Source organism: Chitinophaga sp. W3I9, from assembly GCF_050434025.1.
Lineage (GTDB): Bacteria > Bacteroidota > Bacteroidia > Chitinophagales > Chitinophagaceae > Chitinophaga.
This window is the reverse complement of record NZ_JBNPWC010000001.1, coordinates 1,201,036-1,218,248: the sequence shown is the minus strand read 5'-3', so window position 1 is coordinate 1,218,248 and position 17,213 is coordinate 1,201,036. Positions and strand designations below refer to the sequence as shown.

Here is a 17,213-nt window from a genome sequence, read left to right as displayed (position 1 = left end):
GAAAAATGGAATGGTAAGGGTATTTCTAAAAATTTTTATCTGGATTTTTTCAGTTCATCACGGATTTCCATGAGCAGTTTTTCCTGGGTAGACAGTTCAGCCGGGGCCGGGGCTTCTTCTTTTTTCTTGGAAAGCTTATTCATAAATTTCACCAGCAGGAAAATACAGAAGGCGATAATCAGGAAATCAATCACACTTTGTATAAAAGCGCCGTAAGCAAATACCGCTATGCCTTTAGCTTTCGCATCAGCCAGTGTGGCCACGTCTCCCTTACTTGTGTCCAATACATAAAAGACGTCGTTAAAATTCTTTCCCCGGGTAAATAATCCGATGATAGGCATCAGGATATTATCTACCAGGGATGTAACAATCTTTCCAAACGCACCACCTATAATCACACCCACTGCAAGATCCATTACATTGCCTTTCATGGCAAACTCCTTAAACTCTTTGATGAACGACATAATGCAAGGTTTTTATTGGTTAAAATAAGTGAACAAAATTAAAGCATAATACCCGAACACGTTAATTATTAAGCTATTATTTCTTTAACCGGGGATATTTCATCTTTAATGATTTCAGTGTATCCCTCAACGTTAGCGCAATCAGGTATTCTTTATACCAGTTCTGATCTGCCGGAACAATCAGCCAGGGCACATAATTACAGTGGTTAATTGCATCTTCATAAACATCCATATATTTATTCCAAAGCTTTGATTCTGTCAGGTCATTTTCGTTATATTTCCACATCTTGCGGGGATCTTCTGTCCGTTCTACCAGGCGCTGCTGCTGGGCTTCCTGTGATACATGCAGGTAACATTTTATGATGTGCGTATTATTATGAACCGTCAGCAATTTTTCAAAATCGTTGATGGCATCCATCCGCTTAAAGGCCATCTTATCGTCTATCCACTTGTGTACGCGTTGGATAAGAATATCTTCGTAATGTGAGCGGTTAAACACCTGGATCATGCCTTTACCCGGCGCATGCTGATGTATCCTCCATAAAAAATCGTGTTCTGATTCCTCGGGGCTGGGTGCTTTGAAAGAGTGGACCGTGCAGCCCTGCGGATTTAAGGTACCGGTAACGTTTTTGATTACGCCGTCTTTCCCGCTGGCGTCCATTCCCTGTACTACCAGCAATACACAGTGTTTATGCTGTGCATACAGCAGGTTTTGGAGTTCATCCAGCTCCTCCAGAATTTCCCGGGTTACTGCCTTTATTGTTTCTTTATCCAGCTTTTTGGGAGCCGATGTACTGATAGCAGACAATTTGATTTTACCCATGTAGCGTATTCTTATAAATAAATTTAACAAAATCGGGACAGAAGTGTTGCGTTATCATGATTTATATTTTGCTGAATATGAAGGATACCTGCACCTTTGTACTCGAAAAACAACAGCTATGCACCAACGTTTCGCCCATTGGGGAGTGTTTCTCCTGTTATCACTCACATGGGGCAGCTCCTTTATATTGATGAAAATAGGCCTGGAATCATTTACTTCGTACCAGGTGGCCAGTTTAAGACTGGTGGCTGCCGGCGTAGCCCTCTCGCCTTTTTTACCAAAGGCATTCAGGCAAACACCCGTAAATAAACTTCCCCTTATTATACTTTCCGGCATCCTGGGCAACGGTATCCCGGCTTTTCTATTTTGCCTGGCAGAAACAGAAATCGACAGCTCCCTGGCGGGTATCCTTAATGCCTTAACGCCGTTAATGGCCCTGCTTTCCGGTATCATTATCTTTAAAAGTCCATTTAAAAAAGCGCAGCTCACCGGCATTTTCGTAGGGCTGGCCGGGGTAGTATTACTGTTCGCTGCCAAAGGCATCAATACAAATGGCCACTGGTATTATGCGCTGCTGGTAATCCTGGCTACAGTAAGCTACGGCGTAAATATCAGCATGGTACATCATAAGCTGCAGGGCTTCAGTTCTCTGCAGCTGGGATCTCTGGCTATGTTCTTTTGTGCCGTGTTCACATTTCCGATTCTGTGGTACAGTAACTTCTTTCCACAGTTTTCCCAACCGGATGCGCCCTGGCGCTCACTTTCCGCAGGCCTGGTACTGGGTGTGATGGGAACCGGCGTGGCAGCTGTGCTCTTTTTCCTGCTCATCAAAAGAGCGGGGTCTATGCTGGCCTCTATGGTAGCATATGCGTTACCGTTAGTAGCCGTGGGATGGGGCTTGCTGGCACATGAAACAATTACCTTGATTCAGCTGGGAAGCATGGGCATTATTTTGTTGGGGGTGTATCTCGTAAACAGGGCCAACAGGGTGTCTACAGCAAAATAAGGCATGCTGCTCATCACTAAAAGGAGCGGAGATATTAACAGGATCGGTATCCGTTAATATCTCCGCTACAATATTTTCAGGCTATACTTTTTAAATAGCCATAATTTCTTTCTCTTTTACTTCGCAATGCTTATCGATCAGCGTAATGTGCTTGTCGGTTAATTGCTGGATATCGGCTTCCGCATCCTTGGCAGTATCTTCACTTAAACCGTCTTTCTGTAACTTTTTAACTGCTTCAATAGCATCCCTGCGGATATTTCTGATGGCTACCTTTGCCTGTTCACCTTCGTTATTCACCTTTTTCACAAATTCTTTTCTGCGTTCTTCGGTTAATGGCGGAAGGAATAAACGGATGATAACCCCGTCGTTTTGAGGATTGAGACCAATATTAGATGCAATAATGGCTCTTTCAATAGGCTGCAGCATATTTTTTTCCCAGGGCTGAATGGTTAGGGTGCGGGCGTCTGCAATGCTTACATTAGCAACCTGGTTCAGTGCAGTTGGTGCACCATAATAGTCAACAAAAATACCATCCAGTATTTGCGGATTGGCTTTCCCGGCTCTGATTTTTGTAAGTTCCGATTCCAGGTGCCCGATAGCTTTCTTCATCGAGTCCGCTGCCTCATCAATGATAAGCGTTAGATCATCTTGCATAACATAAATAGTTAAGTGCGTGCAAACCTACAGGTTTTCTTTTAATCGTCAAAGTAACGCCCTGATAATGGAAGTAGAAATGCTTACAAATAACCACAACAAAAGGATTATTTATCTTGTAATACACCCTCTGTTGTAACACGCAATATTTTGGTGGCTTCTTTTGCTGTTGCCACTGCTGGCTGTATTACCGGCTCTGGAATAGCCTTCACCGCCAGTTTCTTCCGGCGTGCCAGGTACAATACCCCTGTAAAAAAGGTAGCAGAACCTATTACAACCATTAGCAGCCAGGTAGCGCCCATTCCCTGTAACACAAATGCACCAACGATATAGGTGGCATTGATTGCTACAGAAACCAGCGTGGTTTGCCTGTGATTGAGCTTCAGGTCCAGCAGGTAATGATGGATATGGTTCCTGTCGGCAGAGAAAGGAGATCTTCCCTGTAACATACGAACCGCAAATACGCGTAAGGTGTCAAATAAAGGTACGATCAGGATAGCAAATGCTACAGCTGGTGTAGCCCCGATAGGCATTTTACCGGCAGGATTGCCAGCCACATCAATAAATTTCAGTACCAGCACCGCATTTACCAGGCCTATCAGTAAGGATCCCGTATCTCCCATAAAAATACGGGCAGGAGAAATGTTATATATAAGGAAACTGGCTAATCCACCCGCCAATGCGAAGCCTATTACGGCATAAGTGATTTCACCCACATGCAGGAAATAAGCACCAAGCACGGCACTCACCAACAATCCGATGCTACCGGCATGGCCATCTACGCCGTCTATCAGATTGAAAGCATTGATTACCACTATAAAAGTAAAATAAGTCAGCATCAGGCTGATATTCGGAGGCATGGCATAAATTCCCATGAAGCCATACATGCTGGTTATCTGAAGATTGCCGAGGTAAATAATAGCGAAAGATGCCGCCAGCTGCCCGATTAATTTCTTTAACGGAGACAACCCTACGATATCATCCTTCATGCCCACCATGAAAATGATAAAGAACGCCGCCATCATGTACTGAAATGGCGAATTGGCTAACGCGGGTACGCAGATAGCCGTGGCAATTATAAATCCGGAGAAAAAACCGATTCCTCCCAGCGTTGGTATACGCTGTTTATGCGTCTTTCTTTCGTCCGGTTCGTCGTATAAGTGCTTTAATTCCGCCACTCTGATCAGTATTGGAATAGAAAAATAGGTAACAACAAAACTTAGGACGGTAGCAATTAATACATTCTCCATTAGTGGGGCTTAATTGTGCAAAGATATTAATTTCAACGAAATATGAAAAGAAACGTTAAAAAAATCAACTTTTTTAATACTTTGAGATCGCAAAAAAAACATTCAACAGCCACAAAATCTACGAAATTCTATTAGTTTTGCGGCACAAAAATTAACAACTATCATGCCACAGCTCAAAGATATTGCTACTCAGGTAAGGAGAGATATTGTACGGATGGTACATGGCGTTCAAAGCGGTCACCCAGGAGGTTCATTAGGTTGCGCCGACTTCCTGACTGCCTTGTATTTCAAGGTAATGGATCATAAACCGGAACCTTTTGATATGGATGGTAAAAACCAGGACCTGTTTTTCCTGTCCAACGGCCACATTTCCCCGGTGTTCTATAGCGCACTTGCCCGTTCCGGCTATTTCCCCGTACAGGAACTGAGCACTTTCCGTAAGCTGAACTCCCGCCTGCAAGGCCACCCTACCACCCATGAACACTTACCGGGCGTACGCATTGCTTCCGGCTCCCTGGGCCAGGGCATGAGTGTGGCAATCGGCGCTGCGCTTGCAAAAAAACTCAATAACGATAAAAACCTCGTATTCTCCCTGCACGGAGATGGCGAACTGGAAGAAGGACAAATCTGGGAATCTGTAATGTTTGCTCCTCATCATAAAGTAGATAACCTTATCATCACTGTTGATCTGAACGGTCAGCAAATTGATGGGACTACTGATGATGTTGCCGGCCTTGGCGACGTAGGCGCCAAATTCGAGGTATTCGGATGGCTCGTACTTCACATGAATGGTAATGATATGGATGATGTTGTTGCCACACTGGAAAAAGCTAAAAGCCTTACCGGTCAGGGTAAACCCATTGCCATCATCATGAAAACCGTTATGGGTCAGGGTGTTGACTTCATGGAAGGTCACCACGAATGGCACGGTATCGCCCCCAGCGACGACCAGCTGGCCAAAGCACTGGCTCAGTTACCGGAAACTTTAGGCGACTACTAATAGCAGTTACTCATTAAGATATTAAAAAAAAGAGGCGCATGAATTCATGCGCCTCTTTTTTTTAATATCTTAATGAGTCCATATCAGGTTGCCTTCAAGGTAATCGCTTCCACCGCTGCCCTTCTCGCCGGATACCAGCTGGCAGCCACGCCTATCACAATAATCGTAACAAACACCAACCCGAAATCTGCCGCATGCATGCTCACAGGGTATGAATCCACCAGGAAAGAAGTCCCCTCCAGCTTAATAATCCCAAAATGCTGCTGCAACAAACAAAAGGTGATTCCCAGCCCAAAGCCCAGCACCGTTCCAATACCGGCAATAATCAATCCTTCGGCCAGGAAAATACGCATAATCAGCGACTTACGTGCCCCCATCGCCTTCAGGATCGTAATATCTTTCTGTTTTTCAATCACCAGCATATATAACGACCCAATCATGTTAAAAGCGGCAATGATCATAATAAAACTAAGTATCACATATACTGCCCACTTCTCTGTTTGCATGATGGCATATAGCGACTGATTCTGCTCATACCGGGTTTGCACCTTATACCGGCCGCCCAGCAACTTTTCCAGTTGCACTTTCAGCACATTATCGTTTATCCCTGCCCGTGTCCCGATTTCCAGCGACGACATCTCATCGGCCCCCATCTGCAACAGGCTCCGTAAAAATTCAATGTTTGTAATAACATACTTACTGTTGAACTCCTGCTGAATCGCAAAAGTTCCGGCAGGATATAAAACGCCGTTGTTAAGCGCATCCTCCGGGGTCACAAAAGCATTCACATTCCGGCGGGGAAGATATACGGTTACAGGTGCAATGCTATGCACTACATCCACGCCCAGCGCACCTTCCAGCTCCAATCCCAGCACTGCCCGGTAGGCCACACTGTCGCCGGTGTCAAAACGTCCGCGGATAATATTGCTTTTTACATCGGTAACATAGTTATAACTGCTGTCCACTCCCTTCAATACGGCAATCGTAGGCTCGTCACCATAGCGGAGTACCGCCTTCTCTTCAATTACCCGGGAGAAATGGGCTACACCCGGCACCGCTGCTATTTGCTGCAGCTGCGCAGGCGTGAGGATAATTGTTTTACCGGTAACCGGCGCAATTTTCACTGCAGGGTAAAAAGAGGAATAAAGGGATTTTACCAGGCCCTCAAAGCCGTTGAACACGCTCAGTATCACAATCAGGGCGCCAGCGCCAACTGCAATTGCCACCACACTTACCCAGGCAATGATATTGATAGCATTGGTAGATTTTTTGGCCCGGAAGTAACGGGAAGCAAATTGCCAAACCATGTATTTGTAGAATTACGAATGAAGAATAAAGAATCCGTAACCCTTATTTCTTGCCATCCTTGATATTGGCGTCATCTTCCTTGATTTTCTTGAATAACTCTTCCATCTTAAACACGTAATCAAGTGTATCATCCAAAAAGAAGCTCAACTCGGGGATCCTGCGCAATTGTTTGCCTAATCCTATTCCCAGTAACTTCTTGATCTCACCCATTCTTTCCTTGATCCGCTCCAGCATCTCCGAAGGGGCTTTGATCTGGAACATACTCAGGTATACCTTCGCCTCCAGCAGGTCTGGGGTCATCTTCACGGCAGCAACAGATATCATTCCCCCTTCCACTACATTAAATCCCAACCGCTGAAAAATACCACTCAGCTCCTGCTGCACAAGTTGTCCTATTTGTTTCTGCCTTTTAGTTTCCTGCATCTCATTCAGTTTTAATCGTTAGTAAAACAGTCTGCGTACGATAATAACATAATTACCCCGCCCCGCCAAACCATAACCGGCTGCCAGCAGCCCGTCAGTTGCGAAATTAACCATTTCCGGGAAAGAATAGCCGCATTTACACCCCCTCATACCTTAATTATACTATTTTTGCCAGCAAGTTAAACAGACTACCAGGAATGAAGACATTCAAGCGATTACTAAGATTTGCCACGCCTTTGCACCATTATCTGCCGGAATATGTTATATATACCTTTATAGGTATCATATTCGGTATGGTCAATTTTGCTATGCTGATCCCGTTACTGACCGTTATTTTCAACCAGGTGGGCGAAATTCCCCAGGCACTCCCTGAACCACATTTCACCTTTTCTATCAATTATTTTATAGACCTGTTCAACTATTACTTTTACAACTTTATCAGGGCCAGCGGCTCCAAACAAAGCGCCCTGTACTTCGTTTGTGCAGTGATAGGCGTGTGTATCGTAATTGCCAACTTCGGTCGCTACATGAGCGCCAGGGTAATGGTACGCCTTAAAATGACCGTACTCTCCCGGCTACGTATACGCCTCTATGAAAAGTTTACGCAGCAATCACTGTCATTTTACAGCGATCAGCAAAAAGGAGATTTGCTTTCTTCCATGACCAACGATGTACAGGAAATAGAAAACAGCGTAATCAATGCCATACAAACACTGTTGCGCGACCCGTTCATTATAATCGGCTACTTCGCGGCACTGTTCTATCTTTCCGTAAAACTCACCCTGTTCACGATTGTATTTTTTCCTATCTCCGGCCTGCTGATATCTTATGTATCCAAGAAATTAAAATTAAAAGGAAAATTCAGCCAAGACCTGTTAGGAAAAATTCTTTCGGTAACAGAAGAAACACTTAGCGGTATCCGGATCATACAGTCCTTCACAGCAGAGCGTTTCATGAAAAATAAATTTGGCGAGGTAAACAACCGGTTTGTGAAAGTGAGCAAATCGATGTACAACCAGCGCGAACTCGCTTCTCCTATTTCTGAAATATTAGGCGTGATCGTTATTGTAATCCTGGTAATTTATGGAGGCAGCCTGGTATTATCCGGCAGCGAACTGCTTACCGGTGCCACTTTCATGACATACCTCGTTTTCTATTCACAGATCATGCAGCCGGCAAAAAATGTATCTACTTCCATTACCACGATACAAAAAGGAATGGTAGCCAGTGAAAGGATTTTCAAAATACTGGACGCCCCGGTAACCATCCACGAAAAGCCGAATGCACGCGCTGTGAGCGGGTTTAACACCAGCGTGGAATACGATGATGTTTCCTTTAAATACGAACAGCAATATGTGCTGAAACACATCCGGCTTACTATTAATAAAGGACAGATGGTAGCGCTGGTAGGCCGCAGTGGTGCAGGAAAATCCACGATGGCAGATATTTTACCACGCTTCTATGATGTAAATGAGGGCGAAATTCGTATAGACGGCACCGATATACGCGACCTGAAAGTGCATGATCTTCGCAGCCTGATCGGCGTTGTATCACAGGAAGCCATTCTCTTTAATGATACAGTGCTGAACAATATTGCTTTTGGTCAGCCCAATGCCGACAGGGACGCTATAATCACCGCTGCAAAGATTGCCAATGCGCATGAATTTATTGAACACCTGGACAACGGTTATGATACCATTATCGGCGACCGTGGGCTGAAACTCAGCGGGGGCCAGCGTCAACGACTTACCATTGCACGTGCCATTTTCAAAAATCCGCCTATCCTCATATTGGATGAAGCCACCTCCGCACTCGATACCGAGTCCGAAAAACTGGTGCAGGCTGCACTGGATAAACTCATGCAAAACCGCACCACTATTGTGATTGCCCACCGGTTGAGCACTATACAACATGCCAGTGAAATCATTGTAATGGATCACGGTGAAATCAAAGAACGTGGTACGCACGACGCATTGCTGAAACAACACGGCATCTATCACAAACTGGTGGAAATGCAGGAATTTAAATAGATAATCACTAACGTTAAAGAATATACGTAAATGTGGCACGTTCCGCTCAAAAGTGGAACGTGCCCGTTTAACCAGTCTCCGCATGGCTTTCGGTAACATTTTCTTCTTATCGAAAACCCGTAATAGGTATGGTTTTTGTTATTGAAGCGCCCTGACAATGCCAACACCAGCTCTTTGCAGCACTTATTTTTTAACCTTTAACATAGCGAACTCCTATGATATCTATCGTAATTCCTGTATTAAACGAAGGTGCTACCATACGCCAGGTTATTAAAACCGTAAAGAAAACGTCCCGGAAAATTGAGATCATTGTAGTAGACGATAATTCTACAGATAACACAGTGGAAGAGGCGATGAAAGAACATGTGAGAGTGATTACCAGCAGCCAGCGCGGGAAGGGAATATCTATGCGGGAAGGTATGATGGCTGCCAAACACGATATTATTGCCTATGTAGATGGCGACATTCTGACTTACCCCGACAATATTATAGACCTATTAACTGGTCCTATCGAAAAAGATGAAGCCGACTTCGTCAAATCCTACTTTGAAAGGCAGGCAGGCAGGGTCACCCAATTGGTGGCCAAGCCACTGCTGAGTATATTATTCCCCGAGATTGCTCATTTCCAGCAACCGCTCAGCGGGATGATTGCTGCGCGCAAATCATTCCTTTCCCGTGTGCATTTTGAGAACGATTATGGCGTGGATATCGGTCTGCTGATAGATATGCATCACCTGGGCGCCCGTATCACAGAAGCAAATATCGGGAAGGTGGAAAATGCCATGCAAACCTGGGAACAGCTGAGCAAAATGTCGAGAGAAGTATCCCGCACTATTCTCCGCAAAGCGGAAAATATACCACAGGAAAATCTTGAAACACTGGGCAACATTAACCTGATACGGGAGCAAATGGAGTATTCCATCCTCGAGTCTATTGATAAACTGCAGAAGATGGTCATCTTTAACCTGGACCATGCCGTGTTTACACAAGACTACATGCAATGGGCTGCAGTGGCCTTCGGACAGGAGGAAGGGCTACAGGAAATTGAATCTTCCGGGCATGATCCGGTAACTACATTACATTTAAAAGCCACACTTTTTGAAGGACGCAATATTGCAGAATTACTGGAAGTAGCGGATGCCATTCCGTTGGTACCCGGCATCCGCGAAATAGTGCGTGAACTGAAAAAAAGGGGTTATGCTGTTGGCCTGATCACCGACGGGTTTGGTACCGTAGCCCGTCATATCAAGAATCAGCTGGGAATGGATTTCGTATTTGCCAATAAGCTGCACCTGGTTAACAGCGTGGCTACCGGCGAGTTTACTATTGCAGACTACTTTATGAAAGGAAAAGAATACTCCCGGAGTAATATGTTTCCCTACATCGCGCAGCAGTATCATATTAATACACAAAATATCATTTATGTGGGAGATGGAAAACGGGACAGTAAATTATTAACGGAGGCCGGCATCGGCGTTGCTTTTTGTCCACAGTATCCGGGCAATGTTGTAGAAAAGGTTGCCGATAAAATTATCAGCGGCTTATCATTAGCGCCCCTGTTGGATATTGCGCAGGCGAGCCCGGCGAAGTTTGGCATTAAATTGCCGGCTATCAGTAAAAAGCAAGCGCGTACAATTGGAGTAGGCAGCCTGATAGGTTTGGCTGGAGCTGGGTTAATTTACTTCGCTGTGCGACAAATACGTAATAAAAAAGAGATGGCCACCTGTTGATGATATTCATTCAGCTATAAAGGAAAAGGCGCAGCGGATAACCGCTGCGCCTTTTCTGTCTTAATTAGTACTAAGACTATTTACTTTTAGCCAGTTTAGCTTCAATGCTCAATGTAGCGTGAGGAACTGCCCTGAGGCGTGCTTTATCTATGAGTTTACCGGTTACGCGGCAAATACCATAGGTTTTGTTTTCAATACGCATCATTGCTTTTTCCAGGTGATCAATGAACTGGATCTGACGGCTGGCCATCTGGTTCAGTTGCTCTCTTTCCTGGGAGCCGCTGCCATCTTCCATACTCATGTATTTGTTCTCTGTATCGTCGGTACCGGCCTCGTCTTTACGGGTGATCAGGCCTTGCAGATAGATGAGCTCCTTTTTAGCTGATTCCAGCTTCTTTTGGATCAATTCTCTAAACTCCTGCAGGTCTGAATCACTATATCTGTATATAGGACCAGTAGGTTGTGCCGGTTGATCCAGCACTGACTTGGTGAATTCAGGTTGATAAGTTACCAGGGTAGCTTTTCCACCTTTTTTCTCAGATTTTTCAGTTTTTTCGGGTTTTTCGGATCTTTCCGCCTTTACTGACTTTTCAGCCTTAACAACAGGCTTTTCGGCTGCTTTTTTTGTGGATTCTTTCTCCTTAGCAACTTCTACCTTAGTATCTGCTTTCTTTACTGCCATCGTTTTAAGTTCTTTTTCTTCTGACTTAGAAATAAATGGTTTCTCTTTTTCAGCGGAAACACTTTTCGTTACCACTTGCTGCTTTACAGCAGGCTCTTTTTTAACGGTCGATTTCGCAGGTACAGCAACTTTCTTGACGGATGATGTTTTACTGTTTGGTAAGGCAGAGGCCTTTTTCACTGCTTTTTTAGGCGCCGGAGCGACTTTTTTGGCAGTGCTTTTAGCTACCACGGCTTTTCCGGCTGCTGGTTTTGCTGCTGCTTTAGGGGCCGCCTTTTTAGGGGCTGCTTTTGCAGCTGCTTTTTTTGGAGCAGGCGCCGCTTTCTTTACCGGAGCAGGTTTAACAGCTTTCTTCGCTGGTGATGCCTTTGCCACAGTCTTTTTAGCCGGAGCTGCTTTCTGGGTCGTTTTACTAGCAACCTTCTTTTTTGTTGCCATGGGGGATTAGCTTTTTTTGTTAACTAATACATTAAATTTAAGGTCATTTACCTCTATTTCTGTACCATCTTGTAATCGCTCCACTAATTCCAGGCTATCTGCCAAAATTTCCGTGCAAATATAATCATTATAGTTCACAATGGCCGACTTGAGCGTGTCTACACTTTCAATCGTTACGTCAATTCTGTCAGTCAAAGCAAAATCACTATCCTTACGGATCTTTTGTATCCGGTTTACCAGTTCCCTGGCATTACCTTCGTCTTGCAACTGTGGAGTAATAGTAACGTCGAGCGCTACCGTTAAGGCGCCTTTATTAGCTACTGTCCATCCCGGAATGTCTTCGGAAATGATTTCAACGTCAGAGAGTTGGATTTGCAACTGCTCTCCCTCTACAACCAGGTTGAAATGGCCGTCGCGCTCAATGGTGGTAATTTCTGCCTCTGTAAACGCGCTGATTGCGGCTGCTACAGATTTCATCTTTGCTCCCATTTTACCACCGAGGGACTTGAAGTTAGGCTTAATCTTTTTCTTGATAAAACCCTCCGTTTCCGTAAGATAATCAATCCCTTTGACATTAACTTCACTTTTTATCAGGTCGGCTACCATTTCTATTTGCTCCTTCATCCTGCCATTTGCCACCGGAATTAAAATCTTCTGCAGAGGCTGGCGAACTTTAATGTTCACCTTTTTACGCAAGGATAATACCAGCGAGGAAATATCCTGCGCCAGCTGCATCCTTTCTTCCAGATCAAGGTCTACCGCACCCTCATTTATCGCCGGAAAATCAGTGTGGTGGATGGAAGTAGCCTTGCTGCGGCCACTCACACTGTTCAGGTTGTTAAACAACCAATCGGTGAAAAATGGGGAAACCGGGGCCATCAATTGTGCAATTTTTTCCAAACATTCATATAATGTCTGGTAAGCACTAATCTTATCATGCTCATATTCTCCCTTCCAGAACCGGCGGCGGCATAACCGCACATACCAGTTACTCAGCTGCTCATCCACAAACCGCTCCACTGCTCTGCCTGCCTGCGTAGGCTCGTAATCGTCAAAGCTGCTGGTCACGTCTTTTACCAGGGTGTTCAACACGGAAATAATCCACCGGTCAATTTCCGGGCGTTCTTCTAAAGGAATGTATGCTTCCTTGAAAGTAAACTTATCAAGATTGGCGTACATAGCAAAGAAATTATATGTATTGTACAGGGTACCGAACAACTTGCGCTGCGCTTCCCCTATACCTTTTACATCAAACTTTAAGCTATCCCAGGGCGAAGCATTGGTGATCAGGTACCAACGGGTGGCATCTGCCCCAAACTTTTCAATGGTCTCAAACGGGTTTACCACATTACCCAGGCGTTTACTCATTTTCTGCCCTTTCGCATCCAGCACTAATCCATTGGAAACTACTGTTTTATACGCTACGCTATCAAAAAGCATCACACCCAGGGCGTGTAAAGTATAGAACCAGCCACGGGTTTGATCTACTCCCTCCGCAATAAAATCAGCGGGGAATGCCTGTCCTTTATCTATCAGTTCCTTATTCTCAAAAGGGTAATGCCACTGCGCATACGGCATCGCGCCACTGTCAAACCAAACGTCTACCAAATCAGGCTCACGACGCATTGGTTTACCCGACGGGCTCACCAGGATAATATCATCCACATAGGGCTTGTGTAAATCCAGGATACCTTCATGGAGATAAGACTTATTCACATCTCCACCCAACACCTGGTTCGCTTTGCGGATTTCGGCATTCAGTTCCTCAATACCACCGATACAGATCTCTTCCGTGCCATCTTCAGTACGCCAGATAGGCAGCGGCGTACCCCAGTAACGGCTGCGGCTGAGGTTCCAGTCGACCATATTTTCCAGCCAGTTGCCAAAACGACCAGTACCGGTGGAAGCCGGCTTCCAGTTGATCGTTTTATTCAGCTCTACCATTCTGTCTTTTACCGCAGTAGTCTTTATAAACCACGCATCCAGCGGGTAATACAACACTGGTTTATCAGTACGCCAGCAATGCGGATAAGTATGTTCGTACTTTTCTACTTTAAATGCACGGTTCTCCTTCTTCAGTTTCACAGCGATATCCACGTCTACATCTTTGTAATCGGGATCATCTTTATAGTTCTTTACATATCTGCCTGAAAATTCACCCACATTCTCGGTAAACTTACCGGTCCGGTCTACCAGTGTTAAAATGCCTATCCCATATTTCTTACCCACCCGGTTATCATCAGCACCAAAAGCAGGCGCGGTATGAACGATACCAGTACCATCTTCCGTGGTAACAAAATCACCGAGGAGTACACGGAACGGATCGCCTTCTTCCGGCTGGGTGAATGGCAATAACTGTTCGTAACGGATATTTTCAAGCTGACTGCCCTTAAAGCTGGTCAGTATCTTCCATGGAATTACTTTATCGCCTTCCTGATAAGCTGCAAGGTCAGCGTTTTCCCCTTCTGCTTTGAAATATTTGCCTAACAGCACTTTTGCCATTATCACATTTACCGGCAGGTGAGTATAAGGGTTAAAAGTATTTACCAATACATATTCTATATTAGCCCCCACTGTTAAACCCAGGTTGGATGGCAAAGTCCAGGGAGTGGTCGTCCAGGCCAGGAAAAACACCTCATCTGATCCCGCAGCATCAAAAAGGAATTGGGAATTACTTGCCTTTTGGGCTTTAAACATCGCCACTACCGTAGTATCCTTTACATCCTTATAGGTGCCGGGCTGGTTCAGTTCATGGGAACTCAAGCCGGTACCAGCCGCGGGCGAGTAAGGTTGGATGCTTACACTTTTATACAGGAATCCTTTTTTATAAAGCGTTTGAAGACACCACCAGAGTGTTTCAATATAGTTATTCTCAAAAGTGATATAAGGATCTTTCAGGTCTACCCAGTATCCCATTTTCAGGGTCAGGTCATCCCACATATCTTTATATTTCAATACCTCCCGGCGGCAGGTATCATTATATTCAGCAACAGAAATCTTTTTACCTATGTCTTCTTTGGTAATCCCTAAAGTTTTTTCAACACCCAGTTCCACCGGCAAACCATGGGTATCCCATCCGCCTTTACGCTTTACCTGGTATCCGCGCATCGTTTTATAACGACATACCAGGTCTTTTAATGTACGTGAAATAACATGGTGAATGCCGGGTAAGCCATTGGCGCTTGGAGGTCCTTCATAAAATACAAAAGGAGTGGCGCCTTCGCGCACGTCCACACTCTTTTCAAAAGCCTGGTGCTGCTCCCAGTGTTGCAGTATATCTTTCTCTATCTGAGGTAAATTCAACTGGTTATATTCCTGATATTTGCTGGACATAAAACAATTCCCCGCCCTTTGATGTTATTTAGACAATAATTGATTAAAATTGTGCGAAGTTAAGAAAATACGCTGGCTCCTAAATAGGCATCTTTGCTAAAAACCCATGCTTTTTGAATATTTTTTATTGTTTTTTTTGTAATTTGCAATAAAGAATATAGAAGCTGCGTTTTTGGCATTGTTTTAGCTAACTTGCCAGGAAGAATTAGAAAAACCTAGTAGTTAATTTTAGCCCAACGGAAAAAACCATATCGAGTATGAAAAAGTTGACGTTAATATTTTGCGCGGTTCTATTCACTTCCGGCATAACTTTTGCACAGCAAAAAAAATCAGTTAAAAAAACAAAGATAGTTGCCAAAGCGGTGCAAGCACCTGAGGCAGTTAAGAGTTCTTTTGATCAGAATTTTGCGGGAACAGCGGCTGCTAAGTGGACAAAGACAAGTGCGGGACATTGGACAGCGAGTTTCCAAAAAGACAATATAAACACAATTGCAGAGTATGATGCAGATGGCAAATGGGTTGCCACAAGAAGCGCGTATGATGCTCAAAACCTTCCGGAATCAGTGGCTGGTACACTGAAAACAAAATATCCGGCGGCAACCATAAAAGATGGCTGGAAAATTGAGAGATCAGATGTAGCTGCATACTACAAAATCAATATTCAGGATAACGGTACGGACAAGGCAGTGTTGCTGAATGAAGCTGGTACCATCACTGAATAACACAAACAAGTATTTCATAGGTATAGGGATAAATAGGACAGACCCTGCTCTTTTGGGCGGGGTTTTTTATTTGTTACGACTCCTCACTTCTGTTTTTGCAGGCTATCATTTCCCAACATGTGAATTTTTCCCAACGGTAGAACCTGCAAATTCCACAACCACATATCAGCAGGTTGCTTTATCCAAACAAAAAAAGTCGCCCGCAGAAGCGAACGACTTTATAAAATCTGGTAGAAACTTTTCTGGCATATTGCACTTCAATGGTGTTTGATATTCATGCAAGTATGATTTATGGCTTTACTTACTTTGCCAGCCAAGCTTCTTCCAAGGTCAAATCTGATAAGGAAGCTTATAGGAAACGCAAATGGATATCTGCCTATCGTGTTACAAAGAAACACCTATATTTCATCTTCCATTTTCCAAATCGGGAAAACAAATGATCGAAAAGGGAAAATACCAGCTCATTTGCCCAGCTTCAAACCTCTTTTCAGGGCCCGGGAAACGGTAAACCAATAAAACCGGGCTAGCGATCCCTGGTAGAAATACTTCAAAACCCACTTATATTCACCCTGGAAATGTAATACAGACATAGGTTGCACCCTTCCGTCGATAGACCTACAATACACAGTCTCTCCCTTTAAAGTGATCGCCTTCCTGTCGCCAAAGGACTGGTAAACGCCGTTTTCGCTGTAAACAGCCGAAATGTTATGGTCAATGCCCAGTGAATTACCGATGGCATTGGAGTTCAGGTAGGGAATTCCCTTCTCTTTTACCCACATATAGAGCAGGGTCATATCTGAAATAGCCGTTCTTCCTATCTTTTCCTGCTGCATTTCGTAATGCCTGGCCAGGAAATGATCCTGCTTATTTCTCTCATAGGTTTCCAGCAGGTAATCAGTAAAACTATTGATCAGCGCTTTATTCCAGAACGAAAAATGTGGCGAAATCTGGTGTTCGCTGCCTTCTCCGTAAAACCCTTCACTCCCTATAAATATGCCTTGCAGCGATGTATCTTCCCGGATGTGCTGCAGGTTGTTTACCAGGTAAATGTCTGAGTCGGAAAGAATAAAAGCATCCTCACTTTTATGGGCTTCCGCAATGGCGAAATAACGGGCGAAACAACTTACTTCAAACCCAAACGAATTGACACTATAATGTTCATAAAGAGACAGGAATTTCTCATACCTGGCGTTGCCTTTCAACTTATCAGGACCAAGTACTGTAATGTTCAGGCTTAAACGCCGAGCTTTTCGTTCATATAATTTTAAATAGATGAGATCCCTGTTTTCATATATATAGATGTCATTCAACATGTGTGCTGTTTTATCATCTGCTATGAGTTTGAACAGA

General features: G+C 44.3%; 14 protein-coding genes. 5 read left to right on the top strand and 9 right to left on the bottom strand.

Features of this window, described 5'->3' with window-relative positions:
- Positions 1-35: 35 nt before the first annotated feature.
- Both mscL and QFZ51_RS05295 read right to left on the bottom strand, forming a co-directional pair.
- Entirely contained in the window at positions 36-464 is a 429-nt protein-coding gene (gene mscL, locus QFZ51_RS05300; protein WP_429043895.1) for a large conductance mechanosensitive channel protein MscL, read from the bottom strand.
- Positions 465-540: 76 nt separating this feature from the next.
- Positions 541-1,287 carry a PPK2 family polyphosphate kinase gene (locus QFZ51_RS05295; RefSeq protein WP_370911253.1) on the bottom strand — a complete coding sequence of 249 codons (747 nt, stop codon included), beginning with the start codon at positions 1,285-1,287 and terminating at the stop codon, positions 541-543.
- 118 nt (positions 1,288-1,405) lie between these two features.
- On the opposite strand from QFZ51_RS05295, the gene QFZ51_RS05290 reads away from it, so the two are divergent.
- Positions 1,406-2,293 carry a DMT family transporter gene (locus QFZ51_RS05290; protein WP_429043892.1) on the top strand — a complete coding sequence of 296 codons (888 nt, stop codon included), beginning with the start codon at positions 1,406-1,408 and terminating at the stop codon, positions 2,291-2,293.
- A gap of 90 nt (positions 2,294-2,383) precedes the next feature.
- Here the strand turns inward: QFZ51_RS05290 and frr are convergent, their stop codons facing one another.
- Together frr and QFZ51_RS05280 are read right to left on the bottom strand one after the other, a co-directional pair.
- The gene (frr, locus tag QFZ51_RS05285; RefSeq protein ID WP_370911255.1) at positions 2,384-2,947 is read right to left on the bottom strand and encodes a ribosome recycling factor; all 564 of its coding nucleotides are present in this window, start codon (positions 2,945-2,947) and stop codon (positions 2,384-2,386) included.
- A 107-nt stretch (positions 2,948-3,054) separates the two neighbouring features.
- Complete coding sequence (locus QFZ51_RS05280; RefSeq protein ID WP_370911256.1) at positions 3,055-4,197, bottom strand: glycosyltransferase family 4 protein; 1,143 nt, start codon at positions 4,195-4,197, stop codon at positions 3,055-3,057.
- A gap of 163 nt (positions 4,198-4,360) precedes the next feature.
- Between QFZ51_RS05280 and QFZ51_RS05275 the strand changes: the two genes are divergently transcribed.
- Positions 4,361-5,197 carry a transketolase gene (locus QFZ51_RS05275; RefSeq protein ID WP_429043889.1) on the top strand — a complete coding sequence of 279 codons (837 nt, stop codon included), beginning with the start codon at positions 4,361-4,363 and terminating at the stop codon, positions 5,195-5,197.
- 83 nt (positions 5,198-5,280) lie between these two features.
- Here the strand turns inward: QFZ51_RS05275 and QFZ51_RS05270 are convergent, their stop codons facing one another.
- Both QFZ51_RS05270 and rbfA read right to left on the bottom strand, forming a co-directional pair.
- Positions 5,281-6,504, bottom strand: coding sequence for an FtsX-like permease family protein (locus QFZ51_RS05270; RefSeq protein WP_429043886.1), 1,224 nt, complete (start codon positions 6,502-6,504; stop codon positions 5,281-5,283).
- 43 nt (positions 6,505-6,547) lie between these two features.
- On the bottom strand, positions 6,548-6,928 hold the full coding sequence (gene rbfA, locus QFZ51_RS05265; RefSeq protein WP_370909242.1) for a 30S ribosome-binding factor RbfA: 381 nt from the start codon (positions 6,926-6,928) through the stop codon (positions 6,548-6,550).
- A gap of 197 nt (positions 6,929-7,125) precedes the next feature.
- On the opposite strand from rbfA, the gene QFZ51_RS05260 reads away from it, so the two are divergent.
- Positions 7,126-8,958 carry an ABC transporter ATP-binding protein gene (locus tag QFZ51_RS05260; RefSeq protein ID WP_429043884.1) on the top strand — a complete coding sequence of 611 codons (1,833 nt, stop codon included), beginning with the start codon at positions 7,126-7,128 and terminating at the stop codon, positions 8,956-8,958.
- A 215-nt stretch (positions 8,959-9,173) separates the two neighbouring features.
- Positions 9,174-10,688 (top strand): glycosyltransferase, encoded by a 1,515-nt coding sequence (locus tag QFZ51_RS05255; protein ID WP_429043881.1) that lies wholly within the window; start codon positions 9,174-9,176, stop codon positions 10,686-10,688.
- Between the two features lie 76 nt (positions 10,689-10,764).
- Here QFZ51_RS05255 and QFZ51_RS05250 read toward each other — a convergent pair whose 3' ends face one another.
- Positions 10,765-11,808: a TraR/DksA C4-type zinc finger protein gene (locus QFZ51_RS05250; RefSeq protein ID WP_429043878.1), complete on the bottom strand. Its 1,044-nt coding sequence runs from the start codon at positions 11,806-11,808 to the stop codon at positions 10,765-10,767.
- 6 nt (positions 11,809-11,814) lie between these two features.
- Positions 11,815-15,141 (bottom strand): isoleucine--tRNA ligase, encoded by a 3,327-nt coding sequence (gene ileS, locus QFZ51_RS05245; protein WP_429043876.1) that lies wholly within the window; start codon positions 15,139-15,141, stop codon positions 11,815-11,817.
- A 257-nt stretch (positions 15,142-15,398) separates the two neighbouring features.
- Here ileS and QFZ51_RS05240 point away from each other — a divergent pair, with 257 nt between their 5' ends.
- On the top strand, positions 15,399-15,863 hold the full coding sequence (locus tag QFZ51_RS05240) for a PepSY-like domain-containing protein (RefSeq protein ID WP_370909237.1): 465 nt from the start codon (positions 15,399-15,401) through the stop codon (positions 15,861-15,863).
- Between the two features lie 461 nt (positions 15,864-16,324).
- On the opposite strand, the gene QFZ51_RS05235 is transcribed toward QFZ51_RS05240, so the two are convergent.
- Positions 16,325-17,176, bottom strand: a complete 852-nt coding sequence (locus QFZ51_RS05235; protein ID WP_429043873.1) for a hypothetical protein — start codon at positions 17,174-17,176, stop codon at positions 16,325-16,327.
- Positions 17,177-17,213: the final 37 nt, after the last annotated feature.

Excerpts from the sequence above, each read along its gene's own strand:
- QFZ51_RS05290 (WP_429043892.1), top strand. The coding sequence starts at position 1,406 with ATGCACCAACGTTTCGCCCATTGGGGAGTGTTTCTCCTGTTATCACTC.
- QFZ51_RS05235 (WP_429043873.1), bottom strand. The coding sequence starts at position 17,176 with ATGTTGAATGACATCTATATATATGAAAACAGGGATCTCATCTATTTA.
- ileS (WP_429043876.1), bottom strand. The coding sequence starts at position 15,141 with ATGTCCAGCAAATATCAGGAATATAACCAGTTGAATTTACCTCAGATA.
- QFZ51_RS05270 (WP_429043886.1), bottom strand. The coding sequence starts at position 6,504 with ATGGTTTGGCAATTTGCTTCCCGTTACTTCCGGGCCAAAAAATCTACC.
- frr (WP_370911255.1), bottom strand. The coding sequence starts at position 2,947 with ATGCAAGATGATCTAACGCTTATCATTGATGAGGCAGCGGACTCGATG.
- QFZ51_RS05260 (WP_429043884.1), top strand. The coding sequence starts at position 7,126 with ATGAAGACATTCAAGCGATTACTAAGATTTGCCACGCCTTTGCACCAT.
- QFZ51_RS05295 (WP_370911253.1), bottom strand. The coding sequence starts at position 1,287 with ATGGGTAAAATCAAATTGTCTGCTATCAGTACATCGGCTCCCAAAAAG.
- QFZ51_RS05275 (WP_429043889.1), top strand. The coding sequence starts at position 4,361 with ATGCCACAGCTCAAAGATATTGCTACTCAGGTAAGGAGAGATATTGTA.
- QFZ51_RS05250 (WP_429043878.1), bottom strand. The coding sequence starts at position 11,808 with ATGGCAACAAAAAAGAAGGTTGCTAGTAAAACGACCCAGAAAGCAGCT.
- mscL (WP_429043895.1), bottom strand. The coding sequence starts at position 464 with ATGTCGTTCATCAAAGAGTTTAAGGAGTTTGCCATGAAAGGCAATGTA.
- QFZ51_RS05240 (WP_370909237.1), top strand. The coding sequence starts at position 15,399 with ATGAAAAAGTTGACGTTAATATTTTGCGCGGTTCTATTCACTTCCGGC.
- rbfA (WP_370909242.1), bottom strand. The coding sequence starts at position 6,928 with ATGCAGGAAACTAAAAGGCAGAAACAAATAGGACAACTTGTGCAGCAG.
- QFZ51_RS05280 (WP_370911256.1), bottom strand. The coding sequence starts at position 4,197 with ATGGAGAATGTATTAATTGCTACCGTCCTAAGTTTTGTTGTTACCTAT.
- QFZ51_RS05255 (WP_429043881.1), top strand. The coding sequence starts at position 9,174 with ATGATATCTATCGTAATTCCTGTATTAAACGAAGGTGCTACCATACGC.